At 47.3% G+C, this 15,793-nt stretch carries 16 protein-coding genes and 1 pseudogene; 6 read left to right on the forward strand and 11 right to left on the reverse strand.

Translation table 11 applies throughout. The features are described from left to right. Window positions 1–26: 26 nt before the first annotated feature. Window positions 27–740 (reverse strand): thiamine phosphate synthase, encoded by a 714-nt coding sequence (locus TRESADRAFT_RS08865; protein WP_002704907.1) that lies wholly within the window; start codon window positions 738–740, stop codon window positions 27–29. 356 nt (window positions 741–1,096) lie between these two features. Here TRESADRAFT_RS08865 and thiD point away from each other — a divergent pair, with 356 nt between their 5' ends. Further along, window positions 1,097–1,927 (forward strand): bifunctional hydroxymethylpyrimidine kinase/phosphomethylpyrimidine kinase, encoded by an 831-nt coding sequence (gene thiD / locus TRESADRAFT_RS08870; protein WP_002704909.1) that lies wholly within the window; start codon window positions 1,097–1,099, stop codon window positions 1,925–1,927. A 19-nt stretch (window positions 1,928–1,946) separates the two neighbouring features. Further along, window positions 1,947–3,275, forward strand: coding sequence for a phosphomethylpyrimidine synthase ThiC (thiC, locus tag TRESADRAFT_RS08875; protein ID WP_002704911.1), 1,329 nt, complete (start codon window positions 1,947–1,949; stop codon window positions 3,273–3,275). A 26-nt stretch (window positions 3,276–3,301) separates the two neighbouring features. Here thiC and TRESADRAFT_RS08880 read toward each other — a convergent pair whose 3' ends face one another. The 4 genes from TRESADRAFT_RS08880 to TRESADRAFT_RS08895 form a co-directional block, all read right to left on the reverse strand. Beyond that, the gene (locus TRESADRAFT_RS08880; RefSeq protein WP_002704913.1) at window positions 3,302–4,330 is read right to left on the reverse strand and encodes a GGDEF domain-containing protein; all 1,029 of its coding nucleotides are present in this window, start codon (window positions 4,328–4,330) and stop codon (window positions 3,302–3,304) included. 133 nt (window positions 4,331–4,463) lie between these two features. Beyond that, window positions 4,464–5,252: an NERD domain-containing protein gene (locus tag TRESADRAFT_RS08885; RefSeq protein ID WP_002704914.1), complete on the reverse strand. Its 789-nt coding sequence runs from the start codon at window positions 5,250–5,252 to the stop codon at window positions 4,464–4,466. A 9-nt stretch (window positions 5,253–5,261) separates the two neighbouring features. Continuing rightward, complete coding sequence (locus TRESADRAFT_RS08890) at window positions 5,262–6,929, reverse strand: putative manganese-dependent inorganic diphosphatase (RefSeq protein ID WP_002704916.1); 1,668 nt, start codon at window positions 6,927–6,929, stop codon at window positions 5,262–5,264. 289 nt (window positions 6,930–7,218) lie between these two features. Continuing rightward, window positions 7,219–8,388 carry an acetylornithine/succinylornithine family transaminase gene (locus tag TRESADRAFT_RS08895; RefSeq protein ID WP_002704918.1) on the reverse strand — a complete coding sequence of 390 codons (1,170 nt, stop codon included), beginning with the start codon at window positions 8,386–8,388 and terminating at the stop codon, window positions 7,219–7,221. Between the two features lie 145 nt (window positions 8,389–8,533). Here TRESADRAFT_RS08895 and TRESADRAFT_RS08900 point away from each other — a divergent pair, with 145 nt between their 5' ends. Next, on the forward strand, window positions 8,534–8,728 hold the full coding sequence (locus TRESADRAFT_RS08900) for a hypothetical protein (protein WP_040842735.1): 195 nt from the start codon (window positions 8,534–8,536) through the stop codon (window positions 8,726–8,728). Between the two features lie 20 nt (window positions 8,729–8,748). Here TRESADRAFT_RS08900 and TRESADRAFT_RS08905 read toward each other — a convergent pair whose 3' ends face one another. The 3 genes from TRESADRAFT_RS08905 to TRESADRAFT_RS08915 form a co-directional block, all read right to left on the reverse strand. Continuing rightward, complete coding sequence (locus tag TRESADRAFT_RS08905; protein ID WP_040842737.1) at window positions 8,749–9,165, reverse strand: type II toxin-antitoxin system VapC family toxin; 417 nt, start codon at window positions 9,163–9,165, stop codon at window positions 8,749–8,751. Then, window positions 9,158–9,397, reverse strand: a complete 240-nt coding sequence (locus TRESADRAFT_RS08910) for a DUF6364 family protein (protein ID WP_002704922.1) — start codon at window positions 9,395–9,397, stop codon at window positions 9,158–9,160. The genes TRESADRAFT_RS08905 and TRESADRAFT_RS08910 overlap by 8 nt, the downstream gene beginning before the upstream one ends. 240 nt (window positions 9,398–9,637) lie before the next feature. Beyond that, a complete protein-coding gene (locus TRESADRAFT_RS08915; RefSeq protein WP_002704924.1) occupies window positions 9,638–10,123 on the reverse strand; it encodes a helix-turn-helix transcriptional regulator in 486 nt (161 codons plus the stop codon). A 132-nt stretch (window positions 10,124–10,255) separates the two neighbouring features. Between TRESADRAFT_RS08915 and TRESADRAFT_RS08920 the strand changes: the two genes are divergently transcribed. Continuing rightward, window positions 10,256–10,438, forward strand: coding sequence for a hypothetical protein (locus TRESADRAFT_RS08920; protein ID WP_002704926.1), 183 nt, complete (start codon window positions 10,256–10,258; stop codon window positions 10,436–10,438). A 259-nt stretch (window positions 10,439–10,697) separates the two neighbouring features. Beyond that, window positions 10,698–10,859 carry a hypothetical protein gene (locus TRESADRAFT_RS16260; protein WP_159100053.1) on the forward strand — a complete coding sequence of 54 codons (162 nt, stop codon included), beginning with the start codon at window positions 10,698–10,700 and terminating at the stop codon, window positions 10,857–10,859. A 314-nt stretch (window positions 10,860–11,173) separates the two neighbouring features. On the opposite strand, the pseudogene TRESADRAFT_RS16050 reads toward TRESADRAFT_RS16260, so the two are convergent. From TRESADRAFT_RS16050 to TRESADRAFT_RS08930, 3 genes and pseudogenes are all read right to left on the reverse strand, one after another. Further along, window positions 11,174–11,347 (reverse strand): annotated as a pseudogene (locus tag TRESADRAFT_RS16050) (transposase); the annotation flags it as partial. After that, the gene (locus TRESADRAFT_RS08925; RefSeq protein WP_002704928.1) at window positions 11,281–11,682 is read right to left on the reverse strand and encodes a hypothetical protein; all 402 of its coding nucleotides are present in this window, start codon (window positions 11,680–11,682) and stop codon (window positions 11,281–11,283) included. The gene TRESADRAFT_RS08925 and the pseudogene TRESADRAFT_RS16050, both read right to left, overlap by 67 nt. A 171-nt stretch (window positions 11,683–11,853) precedes the next feature. Next, the gene (locus TRESADRAFT_RS08930; protein WP_002704930.1) at window positions 11,854–15,561 is read right to left on the reverse strand and encodes a NusA N-terminal domain-containing protein; all 3,708 of its coding nucleotides are present in this window, start codon (window positions 15,559–15,561) and stop codon (window positions 11,854–11,856) included. Between the two features lie 39 nt (window positions 15,562–15,600). Here TRESADRAFT_RS08930 and TRESADRAFT_RS16265 point away from each other — a divergent pair, with 39 nt between their 5' ends. Then, window positions 15,601–15,777, forward strand: a complete 177-nt coding sequence (locus TRESADRAFT_RS16265) for a hypothetical protein (protein WP_159100054.1) — start codon at window positions 15,601–15,603, stop codon at window positions 15,775–15,777. Window positions 15,778–15,793 lie beyond the last annotated feature (16 nt).

Consider the following 15,793-nt stretch of genomic DNA (forward strand, 5'->3'; position numbering starts at 1 on the left):
GTCGAATTGTAGCACAAAAAGCAGCTTCAGGAAGAGCATCCGCACGCGCGCCATGCGGAGACGAGCGCGGACGCGGCTGAGAACGGATTCTCCGCGCCAGCAACGGCGGAGATGACGAAGAACCCGGCGACGCCCGTGGAGCGCAGCGCGGGAATGTCGTCCACCGTGACGCCGCCGCCGACGACGACGGGAACGCGGGAGATGCGCGCGAGCTCCGAAAGCTCCCCCATGTTCCGCGTGTGGAAATTCCCCGACAAGTCAAGCCCCGCGTCCGCCTTCGACTGCGTTTTGTGGAGGGGACCCGCGCCGAAGTAGTCAATCATCCCGTACTCGTCCGCGGAAAGCCCCCGCGCATATTCGAGCAGGTCGAACGTCCGCGCGGAAAGCCCCACGACGGCGTCTTCCCCGAGATATTTCCGGCACACGGAAACGGGAATGTCCTTCTGCCCCACGTGGATTCCGTCGACCTTGATTCCCTCCTCGCGCGCAGCAAGCACGATGTCGAGCCTGTCGTCCACGAGGAGCGAGACGGAATCCGACTTGCCGAGCTGCCCGATGGCAATCGCGGACTCGCGGCAAATCCCTATCAGCTCGCGCGCGGATGCGGTTTTCGAGCGAATCTGCACGGCGGTGAACCCCGCGCGCACCGCATCGGAAACGACATCGCGGACAGGACGGCCGAGCGTGTTCTCCGGCCCGACGACGAGATAAGCGGACACATCGACCCGATTCTTCCCCATAAAAAAACCTCCGCAGATGACTGGAAAATCCGGAAAACAGGATTCCGGAACGGATGCAATTATAGGGAAATCGCGTTCCCGCAAAAAGCACCGGCGGAAAAAATACCGCCGCAGACCTCTTGACCGCGTAACAGCCGCTCGGGTAATCTGTTCCGCAAGAAAAAGCCGGGCAACCGGCACACGAACGGGGAGCTGGAGAGGAATCCGGCTGAGAGGAACCGTATGCGGTTCGACCCGAGAACCTGATTTGGGCAATTCCAACGGAGGGACAAAACGGAGAGAATCCGCGCGAACCTGACGGCGATGCGCGGATTTTTTTGTTTTCCCGCTGCCCGAACCAACAAGGAGGCCCGTAATTGAGAACGGCACTCACAATCGCAGGCTCCGACCCGAGCGGGGGCGCGGGCATACAGGCGGACATCAAGACGATGGCGGCGAACGGGATATACGCGATGGGCGCCATCACCGCCCTCACCGCGCAGAACACGACGGGAGTCTACGGCATCATGGAAGTCCCGCCCGAATTCCTTTCCGCGCAAATAGAGACCGCCGCGACGGACATTCCTCCCGACGCCGTGAAAATCGGGATGATTCCCTCGCGGAAGCACGCCGAAGCCGTTGCCGGCTGCGCCGCCCGCCTTTCCCTCGCGAACATCGTCACCGACCCGGTCATCATCTCGACGAGCGGCGCGAGCCTGATTCCTGACGGCGACGTCGGGGCGCTCGCGGACGCGCTCTTCCCCCTCTCAACGATAATCACGCCGAACATCCCCGAGGCGGAGCGGCTTTCCGGATTCGGGGCAGGAACAATCGGAACGAAGGCGCGCGTCGAAAAAGCAGCAGAGCTTCTCCAAAAAAGATACGGATGCGCCGTCCTCGTCAAAGGCGGGCACGCGCGCGCAAGCGCCGACGATTTCCTCATCACGAAGGACGGGAACGGAACATGGATTTCGGGGCAGAGGATAGAAAACCCGAACACGCACGGAACGGGATGCACGCTTTCGAGCGCGATATGCGCGTTCCTCGCGAAGGGGATGGAGCTTGAGCGGAGCGTCGTCCTCGCGAAAGAATACGTCACGGGCGCGATATCGTCGATGATGAGGCTCGGGAACGGAAGGGGACCGCTCAACCATCTTTGGAAAAACGAATTCAGTCCGGGAACGCCTGTTTCCGGGATGAGCCAATAAAAAAAAAGAAGAGGAAAAAATGGAGACCAGTAAAAAAACTGAAGCCTACACGACGCAGATGGACGCGGCGCGGAAGGGAATCGTGACGAAGGAGATGGAGATTGTCGCGCGCAAGGAGCGGCGGACGGCGGAGGAGATACGCGCGCTCGTCGCGGAAGGGAAAGCCGCCATTCCCGCGAACAAGGCGCACAAATCGCTGTCGCCCGAGGGAATCGGATCGATGCTGAGGACGAAGATAAACGTGAACCTCGGCGTCTCGCGCGACTGCACGGACTACGCGGTCGAGATGAAGAAAGTGGAGAGCGCGGTGTCGATGGGAGCCGAGGCGATAATGGACTTGTCGAGCCACGGCGACACGCAGCCGTTCAGGAGGAAGCTCTGCGCGGAATGCAGCGCGATGGTCGGGACAGTTCCCGTCTACGATTCCGTCATCCACCACAAGCGCGACCTCGCGACGCTGACGGCGGATGATTTCGTCGATGTGGTGCGGATTCACGCGGAGGACGGCGTCGATTTCATCACAATCCATTCGGGGATAACGCGGAAGACAATCGAGCAGATAAAGAGCGGGAAGAGGAAGATGAACATCGTAAGCCGCGGCGGGAGCCTCGTCTTCGCGTGGATGGTCATGACGGGAAACGAGAACCCGTTCTACGAGCGGTTCGACGACATCCTCGACATCTGCGAGAAGCACGACGTGACGGTCTCGCTCGGGGACGCGTGCCGCCCGGGATGTCTTGCGGACGCGACGGACGCGTGCCAGATTGAGGAGCTCGTCAGGCTCGGCGAACTTACCGAGCGCGCGTGGAAGCACAACGTCCAGGTCATGGTCGAAGGTCCGGGGCACGTGCCGCTCGACCAGATTGCGGCGAACATGAAAGTACAGCAGACGATATGCCACGGCGCGCCGTTCTACGTTCTCGGGCCGCTCGTCACGGACATTGCGCCCGGATACGACCACATAACGGCGGCGATCGGCGGCGCCGTGGCGGCGGCGGCGGGCGCGGCGTTCCTCTGCTACGTCACGCCGGCGGAGCATCTCGCGCTCCCGAACGTCGACGACGTGAAGAACGGGATAATCTCGTCAAAAATCGCGGCGCACGCAGCGGACATCGCGAAGGGAATTCCCGGCGCGCGGGAGGCTGACGACAGGATGGCCGACGCCAGAAGAAAGCTCGACTGGGAAGCGCAGTTTGCGTGCGCCCTTGACGGGGAAACGGCGCGGATGATACGCGACAGCAGGAAGCCGGAGGACGACCACAGCGAGGCGTGCTCGATGTGCGGCAAATTCTGCGCGGTGCGCTCCATGAACAAAGCGCTGAGCGGGGAATATATCGACATTCTGTGATTCATCCGGCGCACTGCCGAAAAAAATCACGACACGATGCAGTTCTTGCCGTCGCATTTTCCGGCGGCAATCTTCTCCTCCTCGGAGGCGACGAGCGCCTCGAAATTCCCGAGGGAATCGCAGACCTCAATTCCTGCCGTCGCGGTAATCCGGACGATGTTGCCCTCGACATCGACGCCGACGCTGTAGAAACTGTCGCATATCTCCTCGACAATCGAGCGCGCCTTCTCCTCGCTGATATCGGGCATTATCAGGAGGAATTCCTCGCCCGACCAGCGCACCGCAAAGAAGTCGCTCGGTATGTGCTCGAGGATGCACGCGCCGAACGCGCGCAGCACCATGTCGCCCGCGGAATGGCCGTAGATGTCGTTCACGTTGCAGAAGTCGTTTATGTCGATGACCGCGACGGCATATGTTCCCGAGCCCACGTGGTTTATGCGGCTCACGACGCGCATTATGAACTGCCTGTTGAGAAGGCCGGTAAGCTGGTCGTGGTTCGAATTGAAGACGAATTTCATCTTCGCGCTGTCCATCTCTATCGCGTAGATGTTCGACAGCAGGAAAAGCAGCAGAAGCGTAATCGAGAGGTTTATCGAAGAAACGACGAACTCGTATTTGGAAACGATTTCATCATACGCATCAAAAAGAACGACGCCCTTCAAGCGCAGGAAAAAAGTCAGCATTGCGACGAAGATTCCGATGAACTGGTAGGCGGCTTTGTACTTTCTCTCGAACGGAAGAAGGAAGGAAATCATCGGAATCATCCCTATCGTGAAAAAAACGTAGCAGAGCCGTCCCCGTATGAAAATCTCGCTGAGCAATGAGAAAATCAGAATCTCGAAATAAGACGCGCAGATAATCTTCGTGCTGTTTTTGTTGAACAAAAAAAGTATGAAAATGTAGAAAATGGCGCTGACGAAGTTGAGGCTGGCAAGCGGATAAAGCCGCATCCCCAAAAACATCACGACATTGGAGAAATGAATAGCGAGGCATATCAACAAGAAAATAAAAGTCTTTCTTACGGTGAGAAAGTCAAACAGTTTCTGTTTAGTCATTCATTCAGTCTAAATAAATATTTTTCGACTTTCAAGATATATTTTACGGTTGAATGCAAAATTCAGCATCAACAATGTCAAAAAGTCGTCTGTAATATCCAAGAAATCAAGAAAAATGCAGTTTGGCTCTCAATCACCTGCCGTTCCGCCATTTTCGCGAAAACCGGCACGACGGGAAATTCGAGCAGCCGAGGAACAGCCCCGCCTTCCCGCGGACGAGGACGACCTTCCCGCCGCATTCCGGGCATCTTCCGTAATCGGTCTCGCCCCGGACGGATGAGCGCGCGACGGAGCGCAGGTGCCTTCTCCGCGCGAGCGGGGAGCGGTACATGACGCGGGAAAGCTCCCCGCAAAGCCGCCCGACATCGCCCCGCGAAAGAACACGGGGGCGGCGTGACGCGACGAACGACGCGACGGACGGGAACGGGACGACGGACACGCCCGACGCGCGAAGCGACGAGGCGAGCCTTTCCGAGAGCGCGCATTCCGGAGACAGCGCCACGAGCGGGACGAACAATTCCTTTTTGAGCGCAAGCACGAGCGACAGCGCCGAAACGTGCGACGAATTCTGCATCACCGGGTTTCTTATCTCAATCGCCCGCCCGCCGAGCGTCTTGCGCCACGTTTTTCCGGACGCGTCCCCGTCGAGGATTCCCGCGTAATTCTTCGTCTCGATTACGAAAACACCGTATTCGGAAATGACGACGTGGTCAATCTGCGCCGAGCCGGTCCGCGACGGAACGATGACGTCGTTCATGACGACGAATTTTTCCGGAAGCGCAGAGAGGATTCTTGCGACCGCGCGCTCCCCCTCCTCGCCCCTTAAAAGAACGGCGCGCGCGTTCCCGCGGACCAAGAGGAGAATCGCGGCGGCAGTGGCGGAAAGGACGGCGGCAAAAACCGCGAAAAGGACGGGCAGCACCGGAAAATCCTACCTGTAGTTCCCGATGACCTCCGTCAGAAGCGGGACGAGCTGCTTTTTGCGGCTGACGACATCCTTCAGGTAGAAGACGCCCTCGTCCTTCTTCGGGAAATTGACGAACGGTATGAATTTCGGGTCGCCGGCGATGAGCATGACGGAGCTGAGCTTCGTGATGTCCGTGACGAGGAGGACGCTGAAAAGCGCGCCGTGGCTCCTCCTCACAATCTCAAGCTCGCCGAGGAATTCCTTCTTGCGCGAGAGAATCTCCTCCGTCTCCTCGACCTCAATCTGGCTCGCGGTGTACGAGATTTTCCCGCCGTCGCTCGCCTCGGAATATTCCTTCATGTCCTGCGCGATGACCTCGCCCGCGCTCCGCGCGCCGATATGGCTTCCCGCGGAGATGATGTCCTTTCCGAGCGACTCGATGTCAAGCTCCGTTATCGACGAGAGATATTCGGCGACGTCGCGGTCCACGTCCGTCGTCGTCGCGGAGCGGAGGATGAGCGTGTCCGAGAGGATTCCGCACAGGAGAATCTGCGCGATTTCTTTAGGAATCGAGACGCGGTTCTCGCGGAACATGTTCGCGACCTGCGTCGACGTCGAGCCGACCGGACGGTTTATGAACGTAATCGGATATTTCGTCGGAATCGCCCCGATTCTGTGGTGGTCGATTATCTCGCGAATCCTGTAGTTCTCGATTCCCTCCACAGCCTGCGAAATCTCGTTGTGGTCGACGAGAGAAATCTGCACGTTCGGCTCGTGGAGCAGGTCGTTCTCGCTGATGACGCCGATGAGCCTGTCGTCCTCGTCCACGACGGGAAGCGAGTGGCTCGGGCTTTTGTGGAGCAGCGGCTTGATTTTCTTCACCGTGTCCATCTCAAGGACGGGCTGGACGGAATAGTCCGACATGACGGAAACCGGCGACGAGTACGAGATGAGCATCGACGTCGAGGCGGTGTCGAAGGAGCTGATGAGGACGGAAATTCCCCGCTTCTTCGCCTTCTCGATGACAGCCTTTTCAGGAAGCTTTCCGCCCGTTATGACGAGCGCGAAAACGCCCTTGTCGATGCACAGCTCATGCACGTCGTCCCTGTCGCCCGTTATGACGACGACCTTCTCGGAAAGATGCGCCCCAATCGTCTCCTGGAACGACGCGAAGCTCGCCGCCCCGACGATAATCGTGAATTTGTGAATCTCGTCGCCGCTGCAGATGTTGAGCGGCTGCGCGTTGAGCGTCTTCTGTATGAGGGAGATGCTCGTCGAGACGCCGAGATGGTGCTCCGGGTTCAAAATAGAAAGGACGTTGTGCGCAAAAACGTTGTAATGGAGGAGCGACTTGTATTTTCCTTCAGAATCGACGACGGGAAGAACGTGGTTTCCGATTTTCTGCATGAGGCCGGCGGCATTCCAGAGCGACTCGCTTTCAAGGACGGTCGCGTTCTCGCCAAGCTCGTTCATGTAGTACGCCGCCTTGGGAACCATGTCCGCGTGGAATTCCGGCGGCGCGATGTTGAATCGCTTGAAAATATATTCAGTCTGCGGGGAAAGCTTTCCGGCGCGGGCGGCAACGTACTCGCTCTCGCCCATTATGTTCTTGAGCCGGGCGAACGCCACCGCAGAGACGATGGAATCAGTGTCCGGGTTCTTATGGCCAAATACGTAAGTTGTGTTTTTCATGAGCGCAATTCTACCGAAAACAGCACGCCACGTCTTTCAAAAAAACGACTCCGAAAAGCCGCGCCGCGCCGCCAACCGGTACGGAAGATGTCAGGAAAGCGCATCCCGCCTCAAAGAAAAAAGACCTGTTCGACAACTTCAGTTTCCGAACAGGTCTAATGGATTTCCGAAAGGGATGCCAGCAAGCTGTCTGAGCGCAGCCGAAGCCACCTCTGGCATGTAAAAACGGTCATTCCGACTTCGCTCAATGACCGTTTTTTATTTTTAATTGATATTCAAATATCGGGTTTTACAGCGTTTCCAATGTTTTTTTCAGTATTGAAAGGCCCTCGTCGATTTCCTCTTTTGAGATGTTGAGCGGCGGAACGATTCTGAGGGTGTTTTTTCCCGCGGTCGATGTGAGAAGGCCGTTGGCGAGGAGCTTCTTCTCAAGCTCAAGCGCGCTCTTTCCGTTTTCGATGTCCACGCCAATCATCAAGCCCTTGCCGCGGACGTCGCCGGTGTTCGGGTTCTTCCAGGAGGCGATTTCCTTCCTCATGTACTCGCCCTTCTCCTTCACGCTCTCCAAGAAGCCGGGCTTCTGCAGCTCATGGAGCACGACGAGTCCGGCCGCGCAGGCGAGCGGGTTTCCGGCGAACGTGGACTGGTGGTCGCCAGCCTTGAACACGTCGTTCGCCTTGCCGCGGAAGAGGATTCCGCCCATCGGAAGACCGCCGGCGACGCCTTTCGCGAACGAGACGACTTCCGGCTTGAATCCAAGCTCGTCAGACGCGAGAAGGCTTCCGGTGCGCCCGAAGCCCGTCTGAACCTCGTCCGCCATCACAATCGCGCCCGCCTTTCTTGCTTCATCGGCCGCCGCCTTTGCCCATTCTGCGTCAACGATGTTCACGCCGCCCTCGCCCTGCACGCACTCAATCAAAAGAGCCGCTGTCGTGTCGTCGAAGGCAGTCTTTATCGCGTCCCAGTCGTTCGCCTTTATCGTCTTGAAGCCCTCAACATACGGAGCGAAATAAGCCGGGTGGAATTTCTCCTGGCCGGTCGCCGTGAGAGTCGCCATCGTGCGTCCGTGGAAAGAATTCTCAAGCGTGTAGATAACGCGCCTCTTCTCGCCACCGTTCAAGTATCCGTATTTTCTCGCGAGCTTTATCGCCGCCTCGTTGCCCTCTCCGCCCGAATTTCCGAAGTAGATGCCCTCGAAGCCCGTAGCCTTCAGAAGTTCCTCGGCGAACTGGATTCCCACATCGCTCATAAAATAGTTGCAGATGTGGATTTCCTTCTCCGCCTGCTTCTGCACAGCCTCCACGAGCGGCTTGTAGTTCGTTCCCAGAGAGTTCACGGCGATTCCCGCGAGGAAGTCGATGTATTTTTTTCCGTTCACGTCGTACATCGTCGAACCGTTTCCGTGAGTGAAGACGACATCGAACGAGCCATAATTATTCACAACAAGTTTTGAACCCATGTTTTTCTCCTTGAATAGTGCTGTTTTCTTGGAACACGAAAAACGACGTTCCAAAAAACATCATTAACTATACCAAAAAACAATCGACCTGTCCGAGAACTTTTCAGAACAAAGCCCAGCAGCGGCAATTCTTTTCCTCTCATTGTTGCCGGGACTTTTTCCCGCCTCCACGACGGTGGACATTCCGAGCGCGAATAAGCACATCGCATACGTCATGGCGAAAAACACGGGAAGCTCAAGCATAACAACGTTCTATCCGGCCGACGCGGAAACAATCGGAATCTACGCATCGAAGGACAAGAGCAACTATGCGGGCCTCTTCACATACGAAGTCCGCTGACGGAAACGCGCTGTACGTTTTTATTTGCATCCTTCGATATACTCTTGAGGAGTCTGTACAATTAGTTTTGGATTTTTGTAGTCACGAACATTCCTCGTAATTATGAAGCCTATTTTGCTGTTCAGCGCTGTAAAATATTGCAGGGCATCTTCAAAATCTGACATTTCAGAATTCAATGCCAAATCGACCTCTTTTGCGTTCACAGAAATCACATCAACTATGACACGAAGCTTTCTTAAACTTTCTTTAGCCTTGTCAATTCCAAGATGCTTTCGAAGCAGGTAATAGACATTTGAGAATACTAATGAAGTTGTCACAAGTTTTATTTTCTTTTCATCACCCAATGTAAGTATCTGAGCAGAATATGAATAAAACGGCTCTCTTTTTTCAAGAACATCCAAAATCACATCAGAATCAACGAAAATCAATTTACTCATATTTTTTTTCCAGATAATCAACATAATCATTATGTTCATTATCTTCAGCGGGAATTATTCCGCTAAGTTCCTGAACAAGAGGGGAAATTTTCTTTTTTCCAGTCTGAGAAGACAACAATCCCTTGAAAAATGTCTCCACAATTTGGGATATGCTTGAATTATTTTCAGCCGCATAACCTTTCATCGACGCTATAACAGCCCTGTCCATACTCAAAGTCAATTTTGCATTCATGGGAAGCCTCCTTACGTACAAGATACCACACTCTGTACGTAAATGCATAGTTCACGCAAAAAAAACGCTCCGGCAAGGGGAACGGGGAGTTCCGAGGAGCCGAAAGCGTTTTGATGAAGTGTGGTATGTCCTATTTATGTATCTGACTCAGCAGCCTTCTATATTTGTTGACGGCGGCGTTAAGCTTTTTCTCCGTTGATTTAGATCATCTAGTAATTTTTCTCATAGGCTTTTCTATAATTATTTATCCTTATCTTTATTTTTTAATAAAATAGAACTTAAAATAGCACCAGTAATTGCGACAGGCGTAGCTACTAATCCTAATGGCGTAAAAATTGTCGACATAAAAGATGCCACTATTGCAGAACCTATACCTACTTTAGCTACAGATTCTGCAATTATGGCAATACCTGAATCAATTTCAGTCTTATTTTTTTTATAAATATCTTTTTCAAAAAATAAATTATTTAAACTTACATTCAATGCATCATTACTATCATCCTCTGCTTTGGCTTCAAAAATTGTTAGAAGTGCAAGATATTGTACTCTACTCATTGGTATATCAGGATTGTTTTCTAGACCATTTATTGTTTGTTTAGAAAGACCAAGCTGATTTCCTAATTCTTCTGAAGTCCAGCCTGCAATTTTTCTTAAATGTTTCAGATTCCTTTTCATAGTTAAAATATTTTCCAATGTATCTTCATCTTTTATAACTGTTCTTTTCATGAAAAACCTCATTTTCTTTAGTTTAATAAATAAACTCTAAAAAATCTATAAAGAAAATACTTGACGATTAAAAATCAATATAGTAGATTATGGTTAATTAACGGTACGAAAGACCGAACAGGAGGTAATAACATGAATGACAAGTTAATCATTAAACTTCCTTATGGGGAAGTGAATGCAGAATGGTACGATTGGCTAGGTGCCGGAGTTCTAACTTGTACATTGCTTTATGGTGCTAGTAAATTAGCAAAACGCATTAAAAAAATTCAGGTTAATGACAACAATGTTAATATTGAAACCTGCGAAAGAGAATAAAGCCTATGACTAAAAACGAGGTACAGAAGCTTTTTCGTGGTTATAAACACTTTACTCATAGAATGGAACAGACTTTGTATGGGTGGGGTTTTAGAATAAAAAGGAGGCAAAATCATAATATTTTATCATATCAATTAAATGACGGTAGAAGTATTTGTTTTGTTGTAGCAAAGACACCAAGTGATAGGCGTTCTGGACTTAACATAGCTTCTAGAATCTACAACACAATAAGTCAAAGATTTGACTAAGGAGAATATTTATGGAATCAGATACAGATATTGGAAAAATAGTTTTTGCAACTTGTGCGGGATTAGCAGGGGCGGCACTTTTTTACAAAGCAGGTAAAAAAACATATGAAGCATTGTCAGATGCTCCAAATTCAGATGTTGCAAAAATGGTTTTAGAAGTGCTTCAAAAATAACGAAGGCAGCCTTTGATGCAAAGGTAGGTGAAAAAGTGTATGAACCACTGTCAAAATACCATTAACAATCACAGAAGCTAATTTAAAATACAAAAGCTATAATAATTTACTATTCGTTAACAATGAACTACTTAACTGTTATAATTAATATACGCGCCTGTCAGTTTTTTGATTCTGACAGGCTATTTTTTTCTACTTATTGCCTACCCTTAAGCAGTCTGTAAAAGAGATTATGAACCAAAAGTTAGTTATAGAAATCTTCGATTGTGTCAAATTTAGTTCGCAATTTCGTTCCTGAAAAAAGCCATAATCCATCATGCAGCGCTAAACAGAATCTCCTTTTGAACTTTTATTGAGCTGGCATTCATGTAGCTCCTCCCAGTCTGCCAGTCCTCTGAATACTCAAGCAGATAGCTTGTTATCAGCCTGATGTAAGAATTCGTTGAGGGAAAAATCCCGACAACAGCCGACCGCCTGCGGATTTTACGGGAGAATTTTTGAAACCATTTTCCTTATCTCTGGTGATTATGTAATCAAGATTCGATTTTTCCGCGAAGTATTCTGTTTTTGCGTCTTCCAAAGAAACTGTCTCATGAACGCAGCCCGTGATTTTCTCCAGCAAGTCCAAGCCTTCTTGAACCGAGCGTTTTTTTTCGTTTTTCTTTTCAGACTTCACGACATCGATTTTGTACTCAAGCAAATCAAAAAAATTCAGAACATCGACAAAAAATTCCTGAGGAATTGCCTTCAACCGGCTTTCCAATTTTTCGTAAGAGATATAAGCGTTTTGTGCGCCTGTTTTTTTATACGGGATATCAAGCATAATTTTCTCCGTCGCAATTTTAGCATGAAGAAAGAATATGTTCGAGAAAAAACACTCCGGCAAAGGGAACGGGGAGTTCCGAGGAGCCGAAAGCGTTTTGAAGAAGCAATTTCAAGCGAACTTTGAATAGTAGTTCCAGAAAGATTGCAGGTTTTCATTCAAAAAGGGATTCTATTCATCAAGCATTTTGACAACATCTAAAATCCAACTATTACATTGTGAGTTCTTCTCAATCAAAATCACTAAGAATTTTTTTCCGATCAAAGAAGGTGCTATCTGAATATTTTTACTTTGAAGGCGAACTTTTGAGATTGATGCCCTAGAAATTCCTTCAACAGAATTTTGCAAATATCCTTTTAAATTGGGAGTTTTATTAACTCCAAGCGAATCGGCAACAAAAATATAGGTATTTACTCCACTATTGGGAACTTGTGCCTTAAGCGAATGAGGAATGATAACAGGTTGTATCGTTTGTGTTACCGCCTTATTTTGAACAGTCAGCAATTTAGCCATCTTCATCCCATGAAGAACAGGATTATCAATGACTTTAAAACACACCGTATCCCCTTTATTACAAGAGTTCCATAAATCGCCATTAGAATTAGCATATGCAGGGAAATATGCAAACGAACGATATTGAACAGGCATATCGCCTGTGCTTATTTGCATCTTTTTCTCATCTTTTTCTAAAACTATTCCTACATATTCGTCTGCAGTTAATGAGTTTGCCTGAAATGCGGTTTTCTCTTCAATAATTCGAACTGCATTTTTTCCTGATAAATTCTTCGACAATTCAAAAATATTTGGATTTTGAATTACAAGAACTTTTAACATATCTGCAGATATCGTTATATCAAAATCATCCTTAATTACTACTCTTGCATTCTTCAATAAGACAGTTCCATTATCCTCTGTTTTTGCCTTTTTTATTGCATATTTTATCTGTTCCAAAGTAGGCAATTTAGCTAATTCACCACTTTCTTCCCTTTTTGTACTTATAATTGTTTGCTTTCGTACGATAACCTTATTTACATTTTTTACAACTTTTGGTCTGAACGCAAAAACCTTAACAGTTCCTTTGCCATCATACACAGTCCAATCAAAATTATCAGGATTATCTTTTATCAAAATTGGCCATTTTTCATAACCAAATTCAAGAGGCTTTGCTAATCCACAGCCAGCAATATTCAAATACCCCTCTTCTGAATTTGGCAGAGAATTGCCATTTTCATCTGTACGCCGCTCAGGATATTGCTCATATACTTCAGTCAAAATCTTAACAAAAGGCTTGGATTCATCCTCTGTCATATTAATTTCGGATTGCTTAATGCTCAAAGTCTTAGGATTAACATATACTTCAATTTCATCATCAATATTACACTCAGGTCTAATAGACCGTGCTTCTGTTAGAGAAATCTCTGTTAAACCATCTTGAACATTTTGAACAACTCTTTTTCTTGCATAGACATAAGCAATCAAAGAATCCTCTGAATACTCGACAACACAATTCTCATCTGTACCAAATTGCTTTTCATAAAACTCTTTCAAAGAAATTTCGACTTTTCTAAGAACTTCGGATTCTGGTTCTCCTTTATATTTTTCAAAGTATTCTTTTAATGGGATTCCTTTTCGTTCCTTCTTATTTTGTTCCTCCACAAATTCTGCAACTTCAGTATCAGACGGACATAACTTATTAACCAAAACGGCAACACTCAAATCACTCATTCTGCAATATTTTGGTATGAAAACTTGAAGAAGGTACATAGCCCTTGTTATACAAGTATAAATTGCATTTGCTTTTAGCTCTGACTTAAATCCACCGTTGTTCTTTTGTTTTGACTGGTCTGTAACCATAAAAAGAAGAACAGCACAGTCAATTCCTTTGATTTCGCGCAAAGTGCATAGACGAATTTTTCCATTTGCTTTCTCGTTATCTTTAAAAGAAAAATCCTTATAAAGGAACACTGATTCCATTTCCAATTTTTGAGCCAATTCTTGCTGAAGACACACTAATTCAGATTCATTGAATGCAACAATACAAATGTTTTCAGGCGTTATACACAAATCATTTGTACACATTTTTACAGAACTTATAATTTGAGCATATGTATTTTGGTAATTAGACTCCTCTGTGTCGTCAGTTAGAAAAATCTGAGGTGGCGGACCTGCTGTAATTCCCTCAACCGACTTCGTATTTTTTCGTATATGCAGACATGGCTCTTGCTTGTAGTCATTTCCCAAATCCTGAATCAGTCTTGAACTTCTGAAATTTTGTGTCAGTTCTGGATTATATCTTTTACCACCACTGATATTTACATCAAGTTGCGCCATCGACACACGCTTATTTCTGATTTCCTGACTTGGATCACCTGCAAGAATTAAACCACCCTTCTTATTTACAAATTTATTGATTGCAAAAATCTGAGCATTCGTTAAATCTTGAGCCTCATCAATAAGAATATAATCGCAACTTTCATTTGTAAGGGCAATTTTACTAATATCTCGTAAGCAAAATTTGTAATAAGCATACAAGTCTAGCATATTTGAACTGTCGTCTAATGCTTCCAAAACTTTCGAAATTTTTTCCCATCGTTCTCTTTTTCTTTGAGAAGTACAATACTTTTCTTCATTTAACTTATTTGGCAAGACATTTTCTACAATTTCTTCGTACAGTCTTGCCGCTTTTCTAGGATTTGGTTCAACTGAATGACAAATTTCTGTTAAAATAGTTGCATTATCTCGTAGCGAATATGTATTTTTCACTTCCAAGAGTTTTCGAATTTTGGAAAGAAGGAAATCATCAAATTTTAGGATTCCTGTACTACTCAAGTTTTTTAAACTAACAGGGTCAATTTTTGATAATCCAAAATACTTAAGCAATTTATCATCGTTATATAGCTCAAACAAATATGAAATATACTTATTTAAGGTAGGATAATATGTCAAAAGAACAGATTTATGTTCTGCAAAGTACAGTTTAAAAAGAATGACAATAAGGACCAACGTTTTTCCTGTTCCCGGTCCACCCTTTATATACATAGAGTGACCATCTCTTTCAGTAAGTCCATCAACATCTTCTTTTATCAATCTTTTTTGCGGTTCACTCAAATGAATTATCTGGGTTTCATAATTTTTCTTGCTACGAGCTTCTATCAAAGATATTGCAAGTTCATTTATAAAATCAGTGTATTCTCTAAGAGTATCAAGTTTAGCATTTATTCTAGTTAAATATTCTGACTTTTCTTTTTTGTTCCGAATCAAGGCTTGCAGATTTTGTATATTTGATTCATTAATGATTTGAGAATCTATATTTTCGAGCTCTGATGCAATGCGAGTTTTTTCGTGGAACAATTTTGAAACATCAGTATATTTCGAAAGCAAATCATTTTTCAAATCATATAAAACGGAATCATCAGTTGGTTCTAACTGAATCTTTGAGCGAGAATCCGAAACAGGTTTGCTAATGTTCATATTAGAAATTTCATCCGTCAGGAATCCTCTGTAACGAGCAAAATCAATAAACTGACCAACAATGACAGATAGAGTGCCAGGGCGAATATTAGAGAAGCAATGCCGAATCCGATTTGTATCTATTGCTGTACGCAAGTTTTTATATGCATTAGGATTCTTCTCCCCATGATATTTTTTTAACGTTTCATAGAGATTTATTTCTGCTGGGAAACTTGTCTTTAAATGCCTCGATTTTATTTTGTCCATAATATGATGAAATTTTATATCATCTTCATATTTAAACTCACTAGGGTATAAATCTCGGAAATACCCTTCGATAAACGAATATATAGCCAAGAATGTCATGGCTTCATCGCCACCATCACACTGCTTAATAAGTCTTTTTATGTTTTCATCAACAAAATTCATCAAATACCTCGTTTTACAAACTATTATACCATGACAAAGATGCCTTCGCAAACGTCTGTCGAATACCTCGTGAAAGGCGTGTGCGTCTCCGAAACGACGAGGGGATGCGAGCTTTCGAGCGAGAACAGGACGCTCATGGAGAGGTACAACAGGCTAACGGAATTCAACAAGCAGACGATTCAGGAACTCACGCAGTCGCTGCTAAGACGGCAGTGAGTGGGGCAAAAAACGA

Origin of the sequence: Treponema saccharophilum DSM 2985, assembly GCF_000255555.1 — a bacterium.
GTDB lineage: Bacteria > Spirochaetota > Spirochaetia > Treponematales > Treponemataceae > Treponema_D > Treponema_D saccharophilum.

What these genes read in the sequence shown, in the direction of transcription:
- TRESADRAFT_RS08905 (WP_040842737.1), bottom strand. Translation starts at nt 9,165, where the DNA reads ATGAGTAAATTGATTTTCGTTGATTCTGATGTGATTTTGGATGTTCTT.
- TRESADRAFT_RS08890 (WP_002704916.1), bottom strand. Translation starts at nt 6,929, where the DNA reads ATGAAAAACACAACTTACGTATTTGGCCATAAGAACCCGGACACTGAT.
- thiC (WP_002704911.1), top strand. Translation starts at nt 1,947, where the DNA reads ATGGAGACCAGTAAAAAAACTGAAGCCTACACGACGCAGATGGACGCG.
- TRESADRAFT_RS08865 (WP_002704907.1), bottom strand. Translation starts at nt 740, where the DNA reads ATGGGGAAGAATCGGGTCGATGTGTCCGCTTATCTCGTCGTCGGGCCG.
- TRESADRAFT_RS16260 (WP_159100053.1), top strand. Translation starts at nt 10,698, where the DNA reads ATGGAATCAGATACAGATATTGGAAAAATAGTTTTTGCAACTTGTGCG.
- TRESADRAFT_RS16265 (WP_159100054.1), top strand. Translation starts at nt 15,601, where the DNA reads ATGCCTTCGCAAACGTCTGTCGAATACCTCGTGAAAGGCGTGTGCGTC.
- TRESADRAFT_RS08920 (WP_002704926.1), top strand. Translation starts at nt 10,256, where the DNA reads ATGAATGACAAGTTAATCATTAAACTTCCTTATGGGGAAGTGAATGCA.
- TRESADRAFT_RS08910 (WP_002704922.1), bottom strand. Translation starts at nt 9,397, where the DNA reads ATGAATGCAAAATTGACTTTGAGTATGGACAGGGCTGTTATAGCGTCG.
- TRESADRAFT_RS08915 (WP_002704924.1), bottom strand. Translation starts at nt 10,123, where the DNA reads ATGAAAAGAACAGTTATAAAAGATGAAGATACATTGGAAAATATTTTA.
- TRESADRAFT_RS08930 (WP_002704930.1), bottom strand. Translation starts at nt 15,561, where the DNA reads ATGAATTTTGTTGATGAAAACATAAAAAGACTTATTAAGCAGTGTGAT.
- TRESADRAFT_RS08895 (WP_002704918.1), bottom strand. Translation starts at nt 8,388, where the DNA reads ATGGGTTCAAAACTTGTTGTGAATAATTATGGCTCGTTCGATGTCGTC.
- TRESADRAFT_RS08925 (WP_002704928.1), bottom strand. Translation starts at nt 11,682, where the DNA reads ATGCTTGATATCCCGTATAAAAAAACAGGCGCACAAAACGCTTATATC.
- TRESADRAFT_RS08880 (WP_002704913.1), bottom strand. Translation starts at nt 4,330, where the DNA reads ATGACTAAACAGAAACTGTTTGACTTTCTCACCGTAAGAAAGACTTTT.